This window comes from Psychrobacter sp. 72-O-c (assembly GCF_904846605.1).
Taxonomy (GTDB): domain Bacteria; phylum Pseudomonadota; class Gammaproteobacteria; order Pseudomonadales; family Moraxellaceae; genus Psychrobacter.
On sequence record NZ_CAJHBI010000008.1, the window covers coordinates 77,923 to 95,778 of the forward strand.

Here is a 17,856-nt window from a genome sequence, read left to right on the forward strand (position 1 = left end):
GTTTAAAAGATTAACTTTCATCCGTAAAAAAACCAGCACAAGGCTGGTTCTTTGTCTTACTATAACTGATTATAAATTTATCGAGGCTGGCTTAATAAAACTAGTTGCCTTCTTTTACGAATAGATAACCTTTACTACGTACAGTTTTAATACGTTTTGGATTCTCTGGATCATCGCCAATCTTAGGGCGAATACGTGAGATACGCACATCAATAGAACGATCTTGACCGTCATACTCGATACCGCGTAGACGCTCAAAGATGTCTTCACGTGATAAGATACGACCCGCATTGGAGGCAAGTAACCACAACAAATCATATTCAGCACTGGTAAAGTCGACTAATTCATCATTTAAGGTCACTGAACGCCCGCCATTATCAATGACTAAGTCACCAAACTCTAAGCGCTGTGGTACATCTTCTGATGGGGCATTTTCCGAGCGGCGTAGTAAGGCACGAATACGCGCTAACAGTACACGTGGCTGAGCAGGCTTAGCGACATAATCATCGGCCCCCATCTCAAGGCCGAGTACCTGATCCATATCTTCGGTACGTGCGGTAAGCATCAAAATAGGGTTTTGATAATGCGGGCGAACTTCACGGCACACCGTCAAACCATCGCTACCAGGAAGCATAACATCAAGCACTACTAAATCTGGCTGTTCATTAACGATACGGCGAATAGCACGATTACCGTCAGTTTCAATCGCTACTTCCAAGCCATTTTTGACCAAATAGTCTTGGGTCAACATAGCCAGACGCTCATCATCCTCAACAATCAAAATTCGGGGAGTGTTGTCTTCTTCAGTCATTGACATTGTTATATCCTCTAATGTAGAAAAATTAATAGCAGGGAAGTTAATAGCACAATAAAGTGGAACAATTCATGTCCGTATAGATGGTACAAACTTGGTAGCACAGTATACTATCAAACGCACAGCTTCCTATACTATAGCCTATTGTCGTTAACAAAACCTATAAACAACTTATAATAAAACTTTAGTTGTCATCCAAAATTCATCTCTTTTACACCGTTCAAACGACAAATGATAGTACTGTTTAGTTATTGACTATAGAGCTGGCAAAAAAACGTTCAGCCATTTACTAAAACATTACTGTTGCCCCAATATAACTAAATATTATGACCACCGCTAGTGACTTTAATAATGACTGGCCATTATCGCTTTAATATTAGCAACACCTAGGTATTTTACTAGCCATTGTTTTGCTAGCCACCGTTTCTTAGCTGCTAGTTTGCTAATTTGCTAATCTTTGTTTTTTGAAAAAGCTAGATTAACACACCAAGTGCAACGCTAGATTCTATTATAGAACACCTGATTAGGCGTTTTGAACGCCAATCGTTTTCTTGGTCTGTCGTTCAACTGATTTTCAATAGCCTGTACTTGCTCATCAGAGACTTGTCTAAAGTCACAGCCTTTAGGCAGGTACTCCCTAATCAAGCCATTAGTATTCTCGTTTGTTCCTCTTTGCCATGAAGCAAAGGTGTCAGCGAAGTAGAACATGCTGCAAAGCCTCTCTTTAATCTTTATATGCTCAGCAAACTCTTTGCCATTGTCAGAGGTAATAGTCATAACGTTACGCCTGATGGGTGTCAATAACGTTATTATCGCATCAGCTACTAAATCCGCACTCTTTTTAGTCACTCGTTGCATTCTAAGCAACCCTGTTCTGCGTTCTACTATAGTCACAATGGCTTGCTTATGGTGTTGTCCAATAATAGTGTCTGCTTCCCAATCGCCAATACGTGACCTGTCCTCTACTACAGAGGGACGCTTATGGATTGAGACTCTGTCATTGATGCGCCCACGAGTCTCGTCGGTGAGCCTTTGTCGATAAGGCTTGGCTTTGCGCCTAAGATACTGCCATAAGGTGCCACCTTGTTTCTTATCGCTCCATAGATAGCGGTAGATACTGGTGTGGCTGATACCACCGTGAACGCCTGCAATCTGTTCAGGACTCCAACGCTCTTTGAGTTTGGCTTTGACCCAGTCCCAAACGTCTATAACAATTGTGAGGGCATTGTTTGCCCGACGTGCTGAGGCTTGTTTGTCTGCAAACTGTGGACGGTAACCACGCTGACTTTCATTGCGACTAAGCTCTCTTGATATAGTGCTTGGGCTTCTGTTTAGTTGGTCTGCTATAAATTTAATACTCTGTTTTGCCCCTTTAAGGGCAGAAATCTGATATCGTTCACTAAGGCTTAGTTGTGTATAGTTCATGGTTGCAATCTCACTTTGGCGGTGGATAAAGACTTTGATGCTATCGCATCTAGGTCTTTTTTTCACTTACTGATTGAAATTGCACTTCATTTGTTAATCTAAGACAATAAAAAACAACAATAAAAAAACAGCCCATAATGGACTGTTTTTTTATTGTGCTAATACATATCGTTCAAAAAATTTGAAGCAGATATTGTTAGGCACGGTTTTGGTATTTACGAATAGTCTGTAGCTGAGCAACAGATTCTGCCAACGATGCCAAAGCAGCGTTGGTTTGTAAGGTATCAGACTGGTTTACCAGCATTTGCTCTGCCTTTCTACGGGCCTCGACGATTTTACTTTCGTCAAGATTGTGCGCACGCATAGCGGTATCTGCTAGTACGGTAACCATTTTCGGTTGTACTTCTAGAACCCCACCTGAGACATAGATAACTTCTTCTTCGCCATCCGGTGTTTGCAACCGCATTGCGCCAGGTTTTAGCAAAGTAATAAGCGGAGTGTGGCCTAGTAGCACACCAACTTCGCCCTCGCTACCCGTAGCGATCAACATGCTGATTTCGCCTGAGTATAACTCTTCACGGGCACTTACGACACGACATTGAAACGTTGCCATCCCTCTCTCCTTACTATGATAACTGCTATAAAAACTGCTGGGCGCTACGCTGCTGTTAGCAAATAAGCTGTTTCTAGCCTATTTGCCAAACAACTTGAAGGTATAAATACCTTACTTTGAAGCAGATTTCATTTTTTCAGCTTTAGCGACCACTTCGTCAATTCCGCCAGCCATATAGAATGCTTGTTCTGGTAGATCATCGTACTCACCGGCGATAATTGCTTTAAAGCCAGCAATAGTGTCGCGTAGTGCCACATATTTACCAGGGGCGCCAGTAAAGACTTCGGCCACATGGAAAGGCTGTGATAAGAAGCGCTGGATTTTACGCGCACGATAAACGGTTAGTTTATCTTCTTCTGATAGCTCATCCATGCCCAAAATGGCGATGATGTCTTTTAGTTCTTTATAGCTCTGCAATACTTCTTGCACGCCGCGAGCCACATTATAATGCTCTTCGCTAATAATTTGTGGATCTAGCTGACGTGATGTTGAATCGAGTGGATCAACCGCAGGATAGATACCTTGTGAAGCAATATCACGGTTCAGTACGACCGTAGCATCCAAGTGAGCAAAGGTAGTCGCAGGTGATGGATCCGTCAAATCATCCGCTGGTACATATACGGCTTGTATTGAAGTAATTGAACCTGATTGCGTTGAAGTAATACGCTCTTGTAGCATACCCATCTCTTCAGCAAGTGTTGGCTGATAACCAACCGCTGATGGCATACGGCCTAGCAGAGCGGATACTTCAGTACCGGCAAGCGTATAACGATAGATGTTATCAACAAAGAATAAAACGTCACGACCTTTACCCGTTTCAGGATCTTTGGTGTCACGGAAATACTCGGCCATGGTGAGACCAGACAGCGCAACACGTAGACGGTTACCTGGAGGCTCATTCATCTGACCATAAATCATCGCTACTTTAGACTTAGTAAAGTCTTCGGTATTTACAACGCCCGCTTCTTGCATTTCGTGATAGAAGTCATTCCCTTCACGCGTACGTTCACCAACACCAGCAAATACTGACAAGCCTTCATGTTTAAGAGCGATGTTGTTGATCAATTCCATGATGTTAACGGTTTTACCAACACCAGCACCGCCAAACAGGCCAACTTTACCACCTTTCGCAAACGGGCAAAGTAGATCGATTACTTTAATACCGGTCTCTAATAATTCAGTACTGTTTGATTGGTCCGCATAGCTTGGCGCTTCACGGTGAATCGACCATTTAGTATCAGCGATTACGGGACCTTCTTCATCGATAGGACGACCAAGAACATCCATGATACGCCCAAGCGTACCAATACCTACCGGCACAGAGATAGGGGCACCAGTGTTAGTAACGGTTAGGTTACGTTTTAGGCCTTCAGTTGAGCCCATGGCGATAGTACGCACGATACCATCCCCGATTTGTTGCTGTACTTCTAGGGTGGTTTCAGTACCATCTACTTGCAAAGCATCATAAATTTGAGGTACTTCGTCACGGCTGAACTCAACGTCAAGAACCGCGCCAATAATCTGTACAATACGACCGCTACTCATTGCGTTCTCCTTGAACTTCTATATATATAGGTGGTGTCAATTATGAAACAGCAGCAGCGCCGCCAACGATTTCCGAGATTTCTCGGGTAATCGCCGCTTGACGCAGCTTGTTGTAAACCAACTGTAAATCGTTAATTAGGTCGCCAGCATTATCTGTTGCCGCTTTCATAGCAACCATACGCGACGACTGCTCAGAGGCAATGTTTTCCATTACCGCCTGATAGACAATCGACTCAATATAGCGCCCTAGCAGACTATCGATCAAAGTCTCGATATCAGGCTCGTAGATATAATCCCAGCTTAATTCAGTCTGCATGCCACTGTCTTCATCAGCAAACGTTTCTTCTGGTAAAGGTACCAGCTGATTGACGGTTGGCTTTTGGGTCATCGCATTAACGAACTGGTTGTACACCACGTAGATACGGTCTATTTTACCGTTCTCATAATCGTCAAGCATGGCTTGAACCGGTGCGTTTAGCTGCTCAAACGTCGGTTTATCACCATAGTTAGTCACGGCTGAGGTGACTTTACCACCAAAACTCTTGAAGAAACTAACACCTTTTGCGCCAATAACAGCAAACTCAGCTTGTACAGACTGGTCTTGGTAGTTTTTAATACTTTTGCTTAGAGCTTTGAATAAATTAATATTCAAACCACCCGCCAAACCACGATCAGACGTGATGACAATATAGCCTACTTTATTGACCGGACGCGATACCATATACGGATGTTTATAGTCTGATGAAGCATGCACCAAATGTGAAATAACCCGGCGCATACTATCAGCATACGGGCGACCCACAACCATGCGCTCTTGGGCACGGCGCATCTTACTCGCGGCCACCATTTGCATGGCACGAGTAATTTTCTGGGTGCTTTTAATACTGGTGACTTTGGCACGTATTTCTTTTAAGCTTGCCATAATGATTCCAATATAAGAGGGTTAAAAAAGCATTGGCGAATGCAACAATATTTAATATAAAGCACTGTACTAATTTCTTGTAGCACTACGCGGTCACATGCCGTTGGTTACGTGCAAAGCGGCACGACTGTCATTCTGCTCGAAAACACCGTGCCGCTTCACAAGCTTTGAATTAGAAAGTCTCTAAACTAAATAGACTTTAAATTAATAGCTCTTTAGTTATAACACTAAAGCTACAACCAACCAAACCGGCTTAACCCGTTAAATTAATAACTGTGGTTTTGTTTAAAAGTCTCGACCGCTGACTTTAAACGACCTGCAATATCATCATTATAATTTGCAGTGTCATCAATCTCTTTCATCAAGTCGGCTTGCTCATCATGCATATAACGTAAGTAGCTTTCTTCAAAAGAACCGATTTTATTAATAGGAACGTCTGATAAGAAACCTTCGTTTGACGCGTAAATCACTGCCGCTTGCTCAGAGATAGACATCGGCTGATACTGTTTCTGCTTCATCAGTTCAGTCACGCGCTCACCATGATCAAGCTGTGCACGAGTGGCATCATCAAGGTCAGATGCAAACTGAGCAAATGCGGCCAATTCACGATATTGAGCTAGAGCGGTACGGATACCACCAGATAGCTTTTTGATAATCTTAGTCTGCGCCGCACCACCTACACGAGATACCGAAATACCTGCGTTCACAGCCGGACGGATACCTGAGTTAAATAGGCTTGATTCTAAGAAAATCTGACCATCGGTGATTGAAATCACGTTGGTTGGTACGAATGCTGATACGTCACCCGCTTGGGTTTCGATGATCGGTAACGCGGTTAAAGAACCGGTTTTACCAACCACTTCACCATTAGTGAATTTTTCTACATATTCAGCGTTAACGCGTGATGCACGCTCAAGCAAACGTGAATGAAGATAGAATACGTCACCAGGATAAGCTTCACGGCCTGGTGGACGACGTAATAGTAGTGAAATTTGACGATAGGCAACCGCTTGTTTTGATAAATCATCAAATACAATTAGTGCATCTTCGCCGCGGTCACGGAAGTATTCGCCCATCGTACAACCTGAGTACGGTGCGATATACTGGAGTGCTGCTGGCTCTGAAGCCGAAGCAACCACTACTGTGGTATATTCAAGCGCGCCGGTTTGCTCAAGCTTACGCACAACGTTAGCAATAGTAGAGCGCTTTTGACCAATGGCCACGTACACACACTTAATGCCAGACGTTTTTTGCGCGATAATGGCATCGATAGCCATAGCTGTTTTACCAGTCTGACGGTCACCAATGATAAGCTCACGCTGGCCACGGCCAATCGGAATCATGGTATCAACGGCTTTATAACCGGTCATTACTGGCTGATCTACTGACTGACGTTCGATGACGCCTGGGGCGATTTTTTCGACTTTGTCAGTCATTTTAGCATTGATAGGACCTTTGCCATCAATAGGATTACCTAAGGCATCAACAACACGGCCTAGCAGCTCAGGACCTACGGGTACTTCAAGAATACGACCAGTACAATAGGCTTTTTGGCCTTCTTGTAGTTTTAAATAATCGCCTAGTACTACCGCACCGACAGAATCACGCTCTAAGTTAAGCGCCATTCCGTAGATTTCGCCTTCAAACTCAATCATTTCGCCATACATGGCGTCTTCAAGACCATGAATCTGCACGATACCGTCAGATACTTTGACAATCGTGCCTTCATTCTTTGCAGTTGCACCCGCATCAAGGTCTTGAATACGCTGCTTAATCAGGTTACTGATTTCCGCTGGATTCAATTGTTGCATTGCCTGGTTTCCTTTAATTTATGATAACCCGCCCACTGACTTAAATGCTCTACTTATTACTCAAACTATTGTCACGCCGACCTGACTTAACTGGTAAACGTTGATGAGTAGATAAGTAACATTAGGCCGTTAGCTGTGTTTTTAACTGTTGTAACTTGCCGCGCATAGAATCATCGATGATTTTGTCACCAATTTTGATAGTAGCGCCTGCCAAAAGACTAGGATCAACCGTTTCGTGAATTACCACACTGGCATTTAGCGAGGCGGCAAGACGGGTTTCGAACAGCTCACGCTGCGCGTCGGTCAATGGATAGGCAGAAGTCACATAAGCGTTAAGCTGTTTTAAGCTTAGAGCCTTGTGACGACGATAATGCTCATAAACTTCAGGAAGCAGTGCCAGACGCTCTTGCGCTGACAGCTGATGAACGAAGTTGCTAAGCGCTGTTGATACTTTCGGATAGCTGGCAGTGCTGTCGTGACGATGCCCTTGAGTATTATTCAATAACACTTTAAAGGCAGACTCATTAGTGCCGGCTACTTGTGTATCATACAGATCGACCAAAGCGGCTGACTTATGCTCAGCAGAAACGGCTGGATTGTCTAGCAATGTGTGAAACGATTTGTCATTGACAATCGTACTGGCAATAAACAAGAAGTTTTCCCACTCATTTACTACCCCGTTCTCATTGGCATAGTCAAACGCGGCTTTAGCGTAGGGTCGTGCTAAGGTTGATAAGTCAGCCATTATATCCTCACTATTACAGCTTCGCCGCCAGTTGGTCTAACATGCTGGCATGTTTTTGCATATCGACTTTCTCTTGCAAAATCTTCTCAGCACCAAGTACCGCAAGCTCTGCGACTTGGGCACGTAATGACTCACGTGCTTGATTGATCTCTTGATCGATAGACGCTTGTGCTTGTTGACGGATACGTTCGCCTTCCACTTGGGCTTGCGATTTGGCATCTTCAACGAGCTGATTGGCACTCTTGTTCGCTTGCTCAATTAAAGCAGCAGCTTTGCTCTTAGCAATGTCAAGCTCCTGCTGTACTTCTTGCTCCGCGGAGGCCAAATCTGCTTTTGCTTTTTCAGCAGCATTTAGACCGTCAGCGATTTTACGCTGACGCTCATTAATTGCGCCGATAAGTGGTGGCCACACGAATTTCATGCAAAAAACCACAAATATTGCAAAAGCAATGGCTTGACCGATGAGGGTAGAATTGATATTCACGTGATCACCTCTTTGTTAATGAAAAGTCAGTTTCATTGACCATGTTTGACAGTCAAACATTTACAACTGAGATTTCAGACTAAGCGCCTAGAGGGTTTGCAAATAACAATAGCATAGCAATACCAACACCAATCATCGGTACGGCATCAAGTAGACCGGCCACGATGAACATACGAGTTTGCAACTGTGAGCCAAGTTCTGGCTGACGAGCAACACCTTCTAAGAATTTGCCACCTAAGATAGCAAAACCAATACCGGTACCAAGTGCGCCTAAACCGATAAGCAACGCTACTGCGATAACTGTGTAACCATCTAAGGTTGCTTGCGCTAATACTACTGGATCCATTGATGTATCCTCATTTACCTATTGAATGTCTAATTAATGTTCAGTTGATGATGCAAGCGACATATAAACTATCGTCAACATCATAAATACGAACGCTTGAAGTGTAATAATCAAAATGTGGAAAATAGCCCACGGTACTGATAACGCCCACTGAATCCAAAACGGCATTAGGGCAATCAATACAAAAATCAGCTCCCCAGCATACATGTTACCGAATAGACGCAAACCTAATGAGATAGGCTTAGCAATCAAGGTAACAAACTCTAAGATAAAGTTAATGGGGATTAAAACCGCTTGTACGATAGGATTTTTGGCGCTAAACGGATGTAACGTCAACTCGCCAACAAAACCACCAAGGCCCTTTTCTTTAATGCTATAAAAGATAATCAGCGCAAAGACAGAGAATGACATGCCCAGCGTGACGTTAGGATCAGTGGTTGGAACGATCTTGAAGAACACATGATGTGGGTCATATCCCATCGCCGCGCCGATTTGTCCAGCAATGCTTGGGATGAAGTCAACGGGTATCAAATCCATCAAGTTCATTAAGAAGATCCACACAAAGATGGTCAGCGCTAAAGGCGCAATCAACTTTGAGGTACCACTATACGAATCACGAACGTTGTTATCAACAAACTCAACGATCATCTCGACGGCGGTTTGTAGCTTACCCGGCACGCCTGTAGTGACTTTTTTGGCAACCTTCCAAAAGACGGCACAAAATAAAATGCCCAGACCAATTGACCACAGCATAGAGTCAAGATGAATGGCATTAAAGCCCATCTGCCCCGCTTCTTCAGCGGTATGCGCGACCTTCCAGCCTTCGCCCGGCAGATAGCCATACGTCCAATTCGTTAAGTGGTGAGAGATATATTCTGATGATGTTTGTTGCTCGGCTGCCATAATTTAAGCTTCTTATTAATCAACGATTTAATCAACTACCAAAAAAAACGGTTGTCATCTGATGAGTAGGTTAGCGTTTCTATCCACACAGTGTTAAATAACCACTTCTTTAAGCACGCATTGCCTAAGTTGTGCTTTATTTATCGTGTGCAAATTCTATGACGCTAAAGCTATCATGTAACCAACAACATCCAACCCATAAATCTAATATAAGTGCCTGTTTTGCTAGTAGTTATTCACTAGCGATTGATAAATTTTGGCTATCAAAAAAGGGCTTGTGATTACTCATTACCAGCCCTTGGCACTTGCACCTAAAATTATCATGTTCGTGTCTGCTTATATCGTTCTATTACGATAGGCGCTCAATACAGCGCACATAAGCAGAATAATTAGCCGTCTATCTTAATGCAGCGTTGTATTCGTGTAAAGTCAAATATGTGTTTTTTACTGACTGTGCAAGTCGAGCATCGCTATTAGCGTTTATTAATATAGGTTTGCGTCATTAATTAAATTGTAAGACTTTGTTTATAAGCGACTATTAATATCCATACTGTGTCTTACCTGTCATGATACTTCTATGCTTTATGCTAATTTCAATGACTCATACTACTGTTTTTACAGTCATTATACGGCTAGCGTATGTACGATAACATCAAACTGTGGCTAAGCTGCATGACTATAAAACCGACGAACAGCGCAGGTGCTGACAGAGGTTGTATCATAATAAAAATCAATGCGAAGCCAAGCACCGTCAGTAGCCATTTGACCATTTGACCTCGATATAACTGGCTGACAATATGTCGGCGCGCGCGATATCCAGTATGCCAAAAAATAAATCCAGCAAAAACGGCTTGAGTGGCAAAGCTTAATAGTGAACCTATAGCGCTACTCTTTGCTACGACTAGCTCACTGTGCAGCCAAAAAACATCTAACATCGAAGCAATAACAATCAGGATGAATAGTACCCATACTTGGCGCTTGAGATAGAGGCTAATTTGATCTTTTTGCGTGCGTTTGGCAGGCTTGGTCATCAACTATCCTATAGCATTGGTATTATAACCACCGCGTTGGGATAAGGTAGCATATTTACGACAAGTTTATCGGTAAGCGACTTATCACTATACTCATGGCATTTCAGCAATGCTACTTTAGAGATGCCACTTTGAAAATATTGCTTTTTGCCCAATAAAACGCCACTTATTATAGTGAGCGATCGACCGTTAAGCAAGTAAAATGTGACGTTTGTCAACCATTTAATTCAAAAGACACCAGTAACTTATTTGTCAGTAAAACTATTACACGCTCAACGCTAATGATGAGTCCTTTAGATAGAAGAGTGTAAGCGAGCCCCTTTATAATTTTTTCATTAAACGCTAAGTCTTTATGAGATACAACGACGAATCTGCTGCGCCATACTACTCCAACCAGTAACAAAGTATTTACTGGCGCTCATGTCCTCAGCTTGTACTGTAGTATTTACGGGTTGTAACTTAGCCAGCAACCCTTTAGCAGGCTGACTTGGACTTACCAAGCACATTTGCTTAGATGGCCGTTGAGCATTCAGCCAGCGTAATTGGCTGGCTTTGGGCGCCAGATTGTGATTGGCGCTAAGGCTACCGATAAACTGTAATTGTAGCGAGGCTTCCATATATTGATAGGCATCATGATAAGCCCAATAAGAATGCGATTTTTGCCCTTTTCCCTTTTTCATCTCATTAGCCACTGCCCTATCCATTCGCTGAGAAAATTTTCGCGCATTGGCGTGATAAAGCTTTTTATATTGCGGATTGGCATGACTGTGAATAACGGCAAGAGCGCGCGTAATGGCTTTAGCATTCTCGGGATCAAGCCAAATATGCGGATCTAACGTACCAGCAATAGGGGTGCCTTTTACATCACGTAGCGAATGACGATTAAAGGCATTAAAATCAAATAACGCGATGGCATTGGGTGCAGTGTTTAAACTTGATGCTAGATTATTCTCTAGAGACTCGCCAAACCATACTACAAACTTACTGTCTTGAATGGCCTTAATATCACCAGGACTGATACTACCGTGGTGACCCACCTCGCCTGCTTGCAATAACTGTTTCGCTGACGGTGCGCCTTCAGTCACTGCCTCACTTAACAGAAATAGCGGGTAGTTACTGACACTAACCGTCGCTGCTTGAGCACTCATCATCATAACTGAGCTTAAAAGCATGAGGGATACTACTATCCAGCGTTTAAGCTGATGCAATGACCTTAATATTTTAATAAAAACTTGAGGACGTTTATTTTCAAGGGTGGCTTTCGCGCAGCGTTGATGATTGGCGTACATGCGGTGATTATCCTATAAGGTGTGTTTTGGGTTGCCAGTCGTTGTTTCATAATTATAATTTTATTTCATTAGCTTCATTATGTTATACTATAACAATTAAAAGCGCTAACTTATTTTTTGGAGCTTGCACGATGTCCACTATTTCATCAACTTGTAATCTAGACGATAATCGTGCACATGACTGCCGCATACATAACAATCATGTGCACGATGTGCAAGACTTTACTCCGCATGATGTAACTGAGCGTCTAGAAGCAGCAAAAGAGCAATGTCGTACACGTGGCGTGCGCTTTACGCCTTTACGTCAGCAGATATATACGCTGGTGTTACAAGCCAATAAGCCTGTTGGCGCTTATGATCTCATCACTCAATTACAGCAAGCACGTTTATTAGACAGTGATAGTGATAGTGATACCGCAAAAAATGTAGCCCCACCGACGGTTTATCGCAGTTTAGAATTCTTGTTAAGCGAGGGTCTGATTCATCAGCTGACCTCTATCAATGCTTATGTTCCTTGCTGTCATCCGCGTGCCCAGCATACAGCAGCCTTCTTAATATGTGATCAGTGCCAACGCGTACAAGAATGTAGTAGCTTACCAGTACAAGAGATGATGAGCTTCGCTGAGCAAGATATTGGCTTTACTGTTGCCCGTAGTGTCATTGAGCTAAGCGGTCGCTGCCAAGGGTGCCAATAAGGCCATGCACCACGTTCTTCTATTAATTTTTAAACTAGTAGCTACCAACTCATGAAGCATTCTGTATCGCCATCTAAACAACCGTTATCTAAGCAGACGCCTATGTTTACCGCAGAGCATGGAAAGCCATTACTTACTTTGAGCGATGTCAGTTACCATATTGGGCCACAACGTTTGGTATCGCATATTAATATTGACATGGCGATTAATGAAACTGTGAGCCTCATTGGCCCTAATGGTGCTGGCAAGTCAACGTTGGTGAAGCTTATATTAGGACTGATTACTCCTACTGAGGGTCAGATTACTGCCCATCAACCGTTACAACTTGGTTATGTGCCGCAGCGTTTTGCCGTGCCACCAATCTTGCCGCTACGGGTAAAAGACTTATTAGCGCAAGCAGATAAAAGACGCTTAAATGATGAGCAACGGCAATTTATTTTTGATAACTTGTCTTTAAACCACCTATTACCGCGGCAAATGTTGCACTTGTCCGGCGGCGAGACCCAGCGCGTCTTGCTAGCACGCGCCTTGTTAGATAAGCCTAATCTACTAATTTTAGATGAGCCCATGCAAGGGCTTGACCCTGATACCGAAGTTTGGCTATATCAGTTTATTGATGAGTTACCAGAGTTTTTACGCTGCGCCATGTTAGTAATCTCCCACGATTTGCATTGGGTGATGAAAGGCAGCCGACGGGTGATTTGTCTTAATAAGCATATTTGTTGCGAAGGTCAGCCCAGCGAGCTTGCTATCAGCACTGAGTTTCAAAAACTATTTGGCCATCATTATGAGCAACCCTACGTACATCAGCCGCACGCTTGTGAACACCAAGCGCCAAGTGAGCTGTCATAATCAAACCTAATTAAATTTATCAGCTATTAATTCTTTTGTTTACCTTACTTACTTTTACTAAGTTTCTTATCAATAAAATCTAACGGACCTTTTTATGACCGCTTGGTTAGCTATCATTGCCCCTGCTTGGATTGCTGGTAGTACTTTGGCCCTGCTATCCGCGCCTCTTGGTTGTCTCGTACTGTGGCGGCGCATGGCATTTTTTGCGGATGCTTTAGCACATGGGACGTTACTTGGCGTCGCGTTAGCGGTCTGGTGGCAACTGCCGATGGGTATTGGTATCGCTATGGTTAGCGTCATGGTGGTATTGGGACTGGTGCTAATTGATGATGAGCGGCTTCCCGCCGATGCGGTATTGGCTGTAGTCGCGGTATCCTTACTGTGTTTGGGACTATTGGCATTGACTCAGCTCACCAATCAGCAAGCCAATGTATTGGGATTCTTATTTGGTAACTTACTTGAGCTTGATTGGGCAGATTTACCGTTACTGGCCGGCAGTGTAATGGTTGGTTTAGGGTTACTCACTTATATTTGGCCAGCGCAAATCAAACTGGCAACTCATGAAGCTTTAGCCCGTATTCAAGGGATTAACCCCACACGGCAACGACTGTTCTTTATGGGCGTATTGGCAGGATTCTGTGCGATTGCCTTGCAAGCAGTTGGTAGCTTATTGATCAGTGGCTTGCTGGTATTACCAGCATTAACAGCGCGCCTATATTCAACGTCGCCAAAACAAATGGTGATTATAGCGCTGATCGTTGCTCAACTCGGTGTTACCCTAGGGGTTTGGGGCAGTATCTGGCTGGATATACAGACCGGATTGACTATTGTATTGGTATTAGCGATTTTGTTTTTCGCCGCGCTAATGATTTCTAAATTAACAACATCAAAATTAATGCCTTCAAAATTTTGGTCGGCACGCCGTTGAATAAGTCGCTCTCATTCCTAGCTGAACGCTTATCACTTTGTTTTATCGGACTTTTTTTATAAAAATCGCTAGAGATTTCATTAGTTTTATGTTATAAATTTGCCTGAATTTTATCAGCAAGACCTTATAACAACTGCTGTATAAAACAGTTAAATATGTTAGTGGTATGAGTTGCTAGGTTATATAAGTTATTAAATAGAGACCTCAATGGGTTAGGATTGGATGAAATGGATGACATCAAAAATGAGAAGTAAAAATCAAAGTCTTGCTTATCTATGCCCGCTCTTCGACAGCATCCGCTGTTTTAGTTTGATAAAGGACTGACCATGCTAGGCTATCCTGCCCGTAAGATCAGCACGCCAGATGAGCACGTAAACATCTTGCAGATTACTGATTTACATTTAGCTTCTCATTATCCTATCAGTGGCAATCTTATTGCTGACAACGATGACCCAACTGACTCTATTTGTCAGAATCATTTTGAAGCGACCCTCAAGCAAGCGTTAAGCGAAGATATTCGCTGTGATTTAATCTTAGTCACCGGCGACTTAGTGAACCAAGTACAATCCGCTATCTATGATCATATTTTTGAGGTATTAGAGGCGACCAGTATTCCTTTTGCCTGTATTGCTGGCAACCATGACGTGACCGATGAAACGGTTACTGAACAGCCATTTTTTCAACGAGAACTGATCGCTCAATCTGCTGATAATCGTCTGCTCAGTCGCCATGTAATTGATACTGACTACTGGCAACTGCTGCTACTGGACTCTGCTATTCCCGGCAAAGTCGCAGGCGAGGTTACCAATACTGATATTGACTGGTTATGTGATCAACTAAAAGCTTGCGATAAGCCGGCCTTGATTGCCATACATCATCACGTGATACCGATGAAATCCGATTGGATAGATGCCCACATTGCGGAGAATACAGAGAATTTTTGGCAACGTATGATACCTTTTGAGCATCTAAGGGTCATTATCAGCGGTCATACTCATCAAGAACAAGTCCGCTATCGCCAAGGTGTTACCGTCTACAGCACACCGTCCACATGCTACCAATTTAAACCTTATGAAGATGACTTTACGGTTGATAAAAATGCGCGGCCCGGTTACCGCTGGTTGCAATTAGCCAACAAGGGACAGGTTGCAAGCTGGGTCAAAAGATTGGATACTTGACGGCCAGTTTTACTGGCCTAAATAAAATATTAAGCTGCATAACCTGTTAGCTTAAATGATAGTGACATTATATATATCTGATAATGCTTGACTCATATAAGATTAGAAGTACCATGCATTACTATACTAGTCACTATTAAGTGGCTGCCAAAGTTAAGAATAGTTTCATTATTAATAAGAAAGACGATGACATTACTAAAATAGAATAAAAACCTTATCGCCTAAGGCTGGATGCTAGGCAAGATTATAATAGCAATTATAACAACTAAGATGGCTACCTTGACCACCCGCTAAGCATTCGCAATCAGTAATTTATAGCATTATTTTAGCAGTACTGTTTAAATAAAAATGTGCATAACAATATACATGACAACTTTAGTAGTGATATAAGCATACCGATATAAACGTATCATTATAAATGTACTATAAAATTAGCCGTGTTACTTGCGTTACCAAGTGGTGAAACGTTCTATAAAAGGACAGTTTATAACGTTTGGAAAATTTACAACGTCTTGTCTTTTAAAATGTCGTTTTGTTGAATTAATTTGTAAAATTAGGATACCCATATGAGCACCCTGACCACGAATCCGAGTGATGTTAAATTTACCCCTTATGTGCCTGCCAAAGACGAAGAATATATGTCTGATGCGCAGTTAGAGCATTTTAAGGCTATTTTATTGGATTGGAAGCATCAGCTGATTGGCGAAGCTGACCGCACAAAGACTTATATTCAAGATGAGTCAAGCGCTATGCCAGATATTAATGACCGCGCTACTCAAGAAGAAGAGTTTGCGTTAACTCTACGTACACGTGACCGTGAACGTAAGCTCATTCGCAAAATCGACAAGTCCATGGCAGAAATTGAAAATGACGACTATGGATTTTGTGAAACTTGCGGGGTAGAAATTGGCCTACGTCGTTTAGAAGCCCGCCCGACCGCGACCCAATGCATTGATTGTAAGACTTTATCTGAAATTAAAGAACGTCAGAATCAAGGTGCTTAAATTAGATATAATTAAAGTGCTTACAACAACGAGCGACCCTATCATTGGTCGCTCGTTGCGTTTTACGAAATAGCTTTATGCTTGTTAAGTAGCTATTAATATTAAATACCTATTAACTTTAAGAGCCTGCTACCAAATCAAATGCTTACTAACAAAATAGGTGCATTTAATAAATATCTTTTTATAGTCACCTTCTCTATCCTATCCAAATCCTTCTACTTTCGATAGTTGCTTACTTTGACACTCATAAATAACAATACCCATACTCAACCGTCGTCCTCAACTCCTATTGGCCGCTTTGCGCCCTCGCCTACTGGTGAGCTGCACCTTGGCTCATTGGCCACGGCACTTGCCAGTTATTGCCACATTAAATCAATAGGTGGAAAATGGCTGCTGCGTATTGAAGATACTGACACCGAACGCTGCGACAATCAGTTTACTGAGCAAATACTGATAGACTTAGAAAGATTAGGCCTGTATTGGGACGGCGATGTTACCTATCAATCTGAGCGTATTGATATCTACAATGATTATTTATCCACAGTGCTACATCCGCTCACCTATGGCTGTCAATGCTCACGTAAAAGTCTAGCGTATTATTGGGAACAAAAGAGTTGGGAGCAACAAGAATTAGAACAAAAGAATGGGCCACAAGGTAAAACGGTAAATAACACAGACCCTAAAAGCGTGAAGGATGCATTGATTCGTAAACAACGTTATCCGCGTTGCTGTATAAATGCTAATCTGGATCGGCAGCAGCATAAGCTACGTATACAACTGCCAGATTGTACGATTGGTTTTATGGATGGCATTCAAGGGATGCAATGGAGCAATCCACAACAAACCTTAGGAGATATGGTAGTACGACGTCAAAACGGCATGATTAATTATATTTTGGCAGCCAGTATTGATGACGGCTTACAACAAGTCACCCATATCATGCGCGGCTTGGATATTCTACCGCTAACCACTGCGCAAATTAGCATCATGCAGGCCGCTAACCTACCTGCTATCAACCATTGGTATCATCTGCCCTTAATATGCAACGCTGAAGGACAAAAGCTCTCTAAGCAAAATCTTGCCCAGCCTATCGATACTGGTAATCCAAGTGAGCTGATCGCAACTGCCCTACAAATGTTACAACAACCACCTGTTGATATGGACACGCCAGTGCGCATGCTCGAGCAAGCGATTACTCAATGGGATAACACCCCTCTGCAAAGCCAAACTCATCTAAACATACCCACTCTATAAAAAGCAAAAAGCGCCGC

Annotated in this window: 18 protein-coding genes; 6 read left to right on the forward strand and 12 right to left on the reverse strand. The window is 42.8% G+C overall.

The window, feature by feature from the left end; translation table 11 throughout:
• Positions 1–100 precede the first annotated feature (100 nt).
• The 12 genes from JMX97_RS04265 to JMX97_RS04320 form a co-directional block, all read right to left on the reverse strand.
• Positions 101–811, reverse strand: coding sequence for a response regulator (locus JMX97_RS04265; protein ID WP_201555726.1), 711 nt, complete (start codon positions 809–811; stop codon positions 101–103).
• Positions 812–1,312: 501 nt separating this feature from the next.
• Positions 1,313–2,239: an IS30 family transposase gene (locus tag JMX97_RS04270; RefSeq protein WP_201555696.1), complete on the reverse strand. Its 927-nt coding sequence runs from the start codon at positions 2,237–2,239 to the stop codon at positions 1,313–1,315.
• Between the two features lie 196 nt (positions 2,240–2,435).
• Positions 2,436–2,852: a F0F1 ATP synthase subunit epsilon gene (locus JMX97_RS04275; RefSeq protein ID WP_201555697.1), complete on the reverse strand. Its 417-nt coding sequence runs from the start codon at positions 2,850–2,852 to the stop codon at positions 2,436–2,438.
• A gap of 111 nt (positions 2,853–2,963) precedes the next feature.
• The gene (gene atpD / locus JMX97_RS04280; RefSeq protein WP_201555698.1) at positions 2,964–4,397 is read right to left on the reverse strand and encodes a F0F1 ATP synthase subunit beta; all 1,434 of its coding nucleotides are present in this window, start codon (positions 4,395–4,397) and stop codon (positions 2,964–2,966) included.
• 40 nt (positions 4,398–4,437) lie between these two features.
• Complete coding sequence (gene atpG, locus JMX97_RS04285; protein ID WP_201555699.1) at positions 4,438–5,319, reverse strand: F0F1 ATP synthase subunit gamma; 882 nt, start codon at positions 5,317–5,319, stop codon at positions 4,438–4,440.
• Between the two features lie 266 nt (positions 5,320–5,585).
• Positions 5,586–7,130, reverse strand: a complete 1,545-nt coding sequence (atpA, locus tag JMX97_RS04290; protein WP_201555700.1) for a F0F1 ATP synthase subunit alpha — start codon at positions 7,128–7,130, stop codon at positions 5,586–5,588.
• Positions 7,131–7,251: 121 nt separating this feature from the next.
• Positions 7,252–7,875: a F0F1 ATP synthase subunit delta gene (locus JMX97_RS04295; RefSeq protein WP_201555701.1), complete on the reverse strand. Its 624-nt coding sequence runs from the start codon at positions 7,873–7,875 to the stop codon at positions 7,252–7,254.
• Between the two features lie 13 nt (positions 7,876–7,888).
• A complete protein-coding gene (locus JMX97_RS04300) occupies positions 7,889–8,359 on the reverse strand; it encodes a F0F1 ATP synthase subunit B (RefSeq protein WP_201555702.1) in 471 nt (156 codons plus the stop codon).
• Between the two features lie 79 nt (positions 8,360–8,438).
• On the reverse strand, positions 8,439–8,705 hold the full coding sequence (gene atpE / locus JMX97_RS04305) for a F0F1 ATP synthase subunit C (protein ID WP_201555703.1): 267 nt from the start codon (positions 8,703–8,705) through the stop codon (positions 8,439–8,441).
• Positions 8,706–8,738: 33 nt separating this feature from the next.
• Positions 8,739–9,608: a F0F1 ATP synthase subunit A gene (gene atpB, locus JMX97_RS04310; RefSeq protein ID WP_201555704.1), complete on the reverse strand. Its 870-nt coding sequence runs from the start codon at positions 9,606–9,608 to the stop codon at positions 8,739–8,741.
• 632 nt (positions 9,609–10,240) lie between these two features.
• The gene (locus tag JMX97_RS04315) at positions 10,241–10,639 is read right to left on the reverse strand and encodes an ATP synthase subunit I (protein WP_201555705.1); all 399 of its coding nucleotides are present in this window, start codon (positions 10,637–10,639) and stop codon (positions 10,241–10,243) included.
• 350 nt (positions 10,640–10,989) lie between these two features.
• Positions 10,990–11,928: a metal ABC transporter solute-binding protein, Zn/Mn family gene (locus JMX97_RS04320; RefSeq protein ID WP_201555706.1), complete on the reverse strand. Its 939-nt coding sequence runs from the start codon at positions 11,926–11,928 to the stop codon at positions 10,990–10,992.
• 131 nt (positions 11,929–12,059) lie between these two features.
• On the opposite strand from JMX97_RS04320, the gene JMX97_RS04325 reads away from it, so the two are divergent.
• From JMX97_RS04325 to gluQRS, 6 genes are all read left to right on the forward strand, one after another.
• Complete coding sequence (locus JMX97_RS04325; protein WP_227671448.1) at positions 12,060–12,623, forward strand: transcriptional repressor; 564 nt, start codon at positions 12,060–12,062, stop codon at positions 12,621–12,623.
• A 102-nt stretch (positions 12,624–12,725) separates the two neighbouring features.
• A complete protein-coding gene (locus tag JMX97_RS04330; RefSeq protein ID WP_201555728.1) occupies positions 12,726–13,475 on the forward strand; it encodes a metal ABC transporter ATP-binding protein in 750 nt (249 codons plus the stop codon).
• A 94-nt stretch (positions 13,476–13,569) separates the two neighbouring features.
• Entirely contained in the window at positions 13,570–14,403 is an 834-nt protein-coding gene (locus JMX97_RS04335) for a metal ABC transporter permease (protein WP_201555707.1), read from the forward strand.
• A 326-nt stretch (positions 14,404–14,729) separates the two neighbouring features.
• A complete protein-coding gene (locus JMX97_RS04340; protein ID WP_201555708.1) occupies positions 14,730–15,581 on the forward strand; it encodes a metallophosphoesterase in 852 nt (283 codons plus the stop codon).
• A 566-nt stretch (positions 15,582–16,147) separates the two neighbouring features.
• Positions 16,148–16,585, forward strand: coding sequence for an RNA polymerase-binding protein DksA (dksA, locus tag JMX97_RS04345; RefSeq protein WP_201555709.1), 438 nt, complete (start codon positions 16,148–16,150; stop codon positions 16,583–16,585).
• Positions 16,586–16,822: 237 nt separating this feature from the next.
• Entirely contained in the window at positions 16,823–17,839 is a 1,017-nt protein-coding gene (gene gluQRS, locus JMX97_RS04350) for a tRNA glutamyl-Q(34) synthetase GluQRS (protein WP_227671447.1), read from the forward strand.
• Positions 17,840–17,856 lie beyond the last annotated feature (17 nt).

What these genes read in the sequence shown, in the direction of transcription:
- JMX97_RS04325 (WP_227671448.1), top strand. Translation starts at nt 12,060, where the DNA reads ATGTCCACTATTTCATCAACTTGTAATCTAGACGATAATCGTGCACAT.
- atpB (WP_201555704.1), bottom strand. Translation starts at nt 9,608, where the DNA reads ATGGCAGCCGAGCAACAAACATCATCAGAATATATCTCTCACCACTTA.
- JMX97_RS04270 (WP_201555696.1), bottom strand. Translation starts at nt 2,239, where the DNA reads ATGAACTATACACAACTAAGCCTTAGTGAACGATATCAGATTTCTGCC.
- dksA (WP_201555709.1), top strand. Translation starts at nt 16,148, where the DNA reads ATGAGCACCCTGACCACGAATCCGAGTGATGTTAAATTTACCCCTTAT.
- JMX97_RS04330 (WP_201555728.1), top strand. Translation starts at nt 12,726, where the DNA reads ATGTTTACCGCAGAGCATGGAAAGCCATTACTTACTTTGAGCGATGTC.
- JMX97_RS04265 (WP_201555726.1), bottom strand. Translation starts at nt 811, where the DNA reads ATGACTGAAGAAGACAACACTCCCCGAATTTTGATTGTTGAGGATGAT.
- JMX97_RS04320 (WP_201555706.1), bottom strand. Translation starts at nt 11,928, where the DNA reads ATGTACGCCAATCATCAACGCTGCGCGAAAGCCACCCTTGAAAATAAA.
- atpD (WP_201555698.1), bottom strand. Translation starts at nt 4,397, where the DNA reads ATGAGTAGCGGTCGTATTGTACAGATTATTGGCGCGGTTCTTGACGTT.
- JMX97_RS04340 (WP_201555708.1), top strand. Translation starts at nt 14,730, where the DNA reads ATGCTAGGCTATCCTGCCCGTAAGATCAGCACGCCAGATGAGCACGTA.
- JMX97_RS04275 (WP_201555697.1), bottom strand. Translation starts at nt 2,852, where the DNA reads ATGGCAACGTTTCAATGTCGTGTCGTAAGTGCCCGTGAAGAGTTATAC.
- JMX97_RS04335 (WP_201555707.1), top strand. Translation starts at nt 13,570, where the DNA reads ATGACCGCTTGGTTAGCTATCATTGCCCCTGCTTGGATTGCTGGTAGT.
- JMX97_RS04295 (WP_201555701.1), bottom strand. Translation starts at nt 7,875, where the DNA reads ATGGCTGACTTATCAACCTTAGCACGACCCTACGCTAAAGCCGCGTTT.
- atpG (WP_201555699.1), bottom strand. Translation starts at nt 5,319, where the DNA reads ATGGCAAGCTTAAAAGAAATACGTGCCAAAGTCACCAGTATTAAAAGC.
- atpA (WP_201555700.1), bottom strand. Translation starts at nt 7,130, where the DNA reads ATGCAACAATTGAATCCAGCGGAAATCAGTAACCTGATTAAGCAGCGT.
- atpE (WP_201555703.1), bottom strand. Translation starts at nt 8,705, where the DNA reads ATGGATCCAGTAGTATTAGCGCAAGCAACCTTAGATGGTTACACAGTT.
- JMX97_RS04315 (WP_201555705.1), bottom strand. Translation starts at nt 10,639, where the DNA reads ATGACCAAGCCTGCCAAACGCACGCAAAAAGATCAAATTAGCCTCTAT.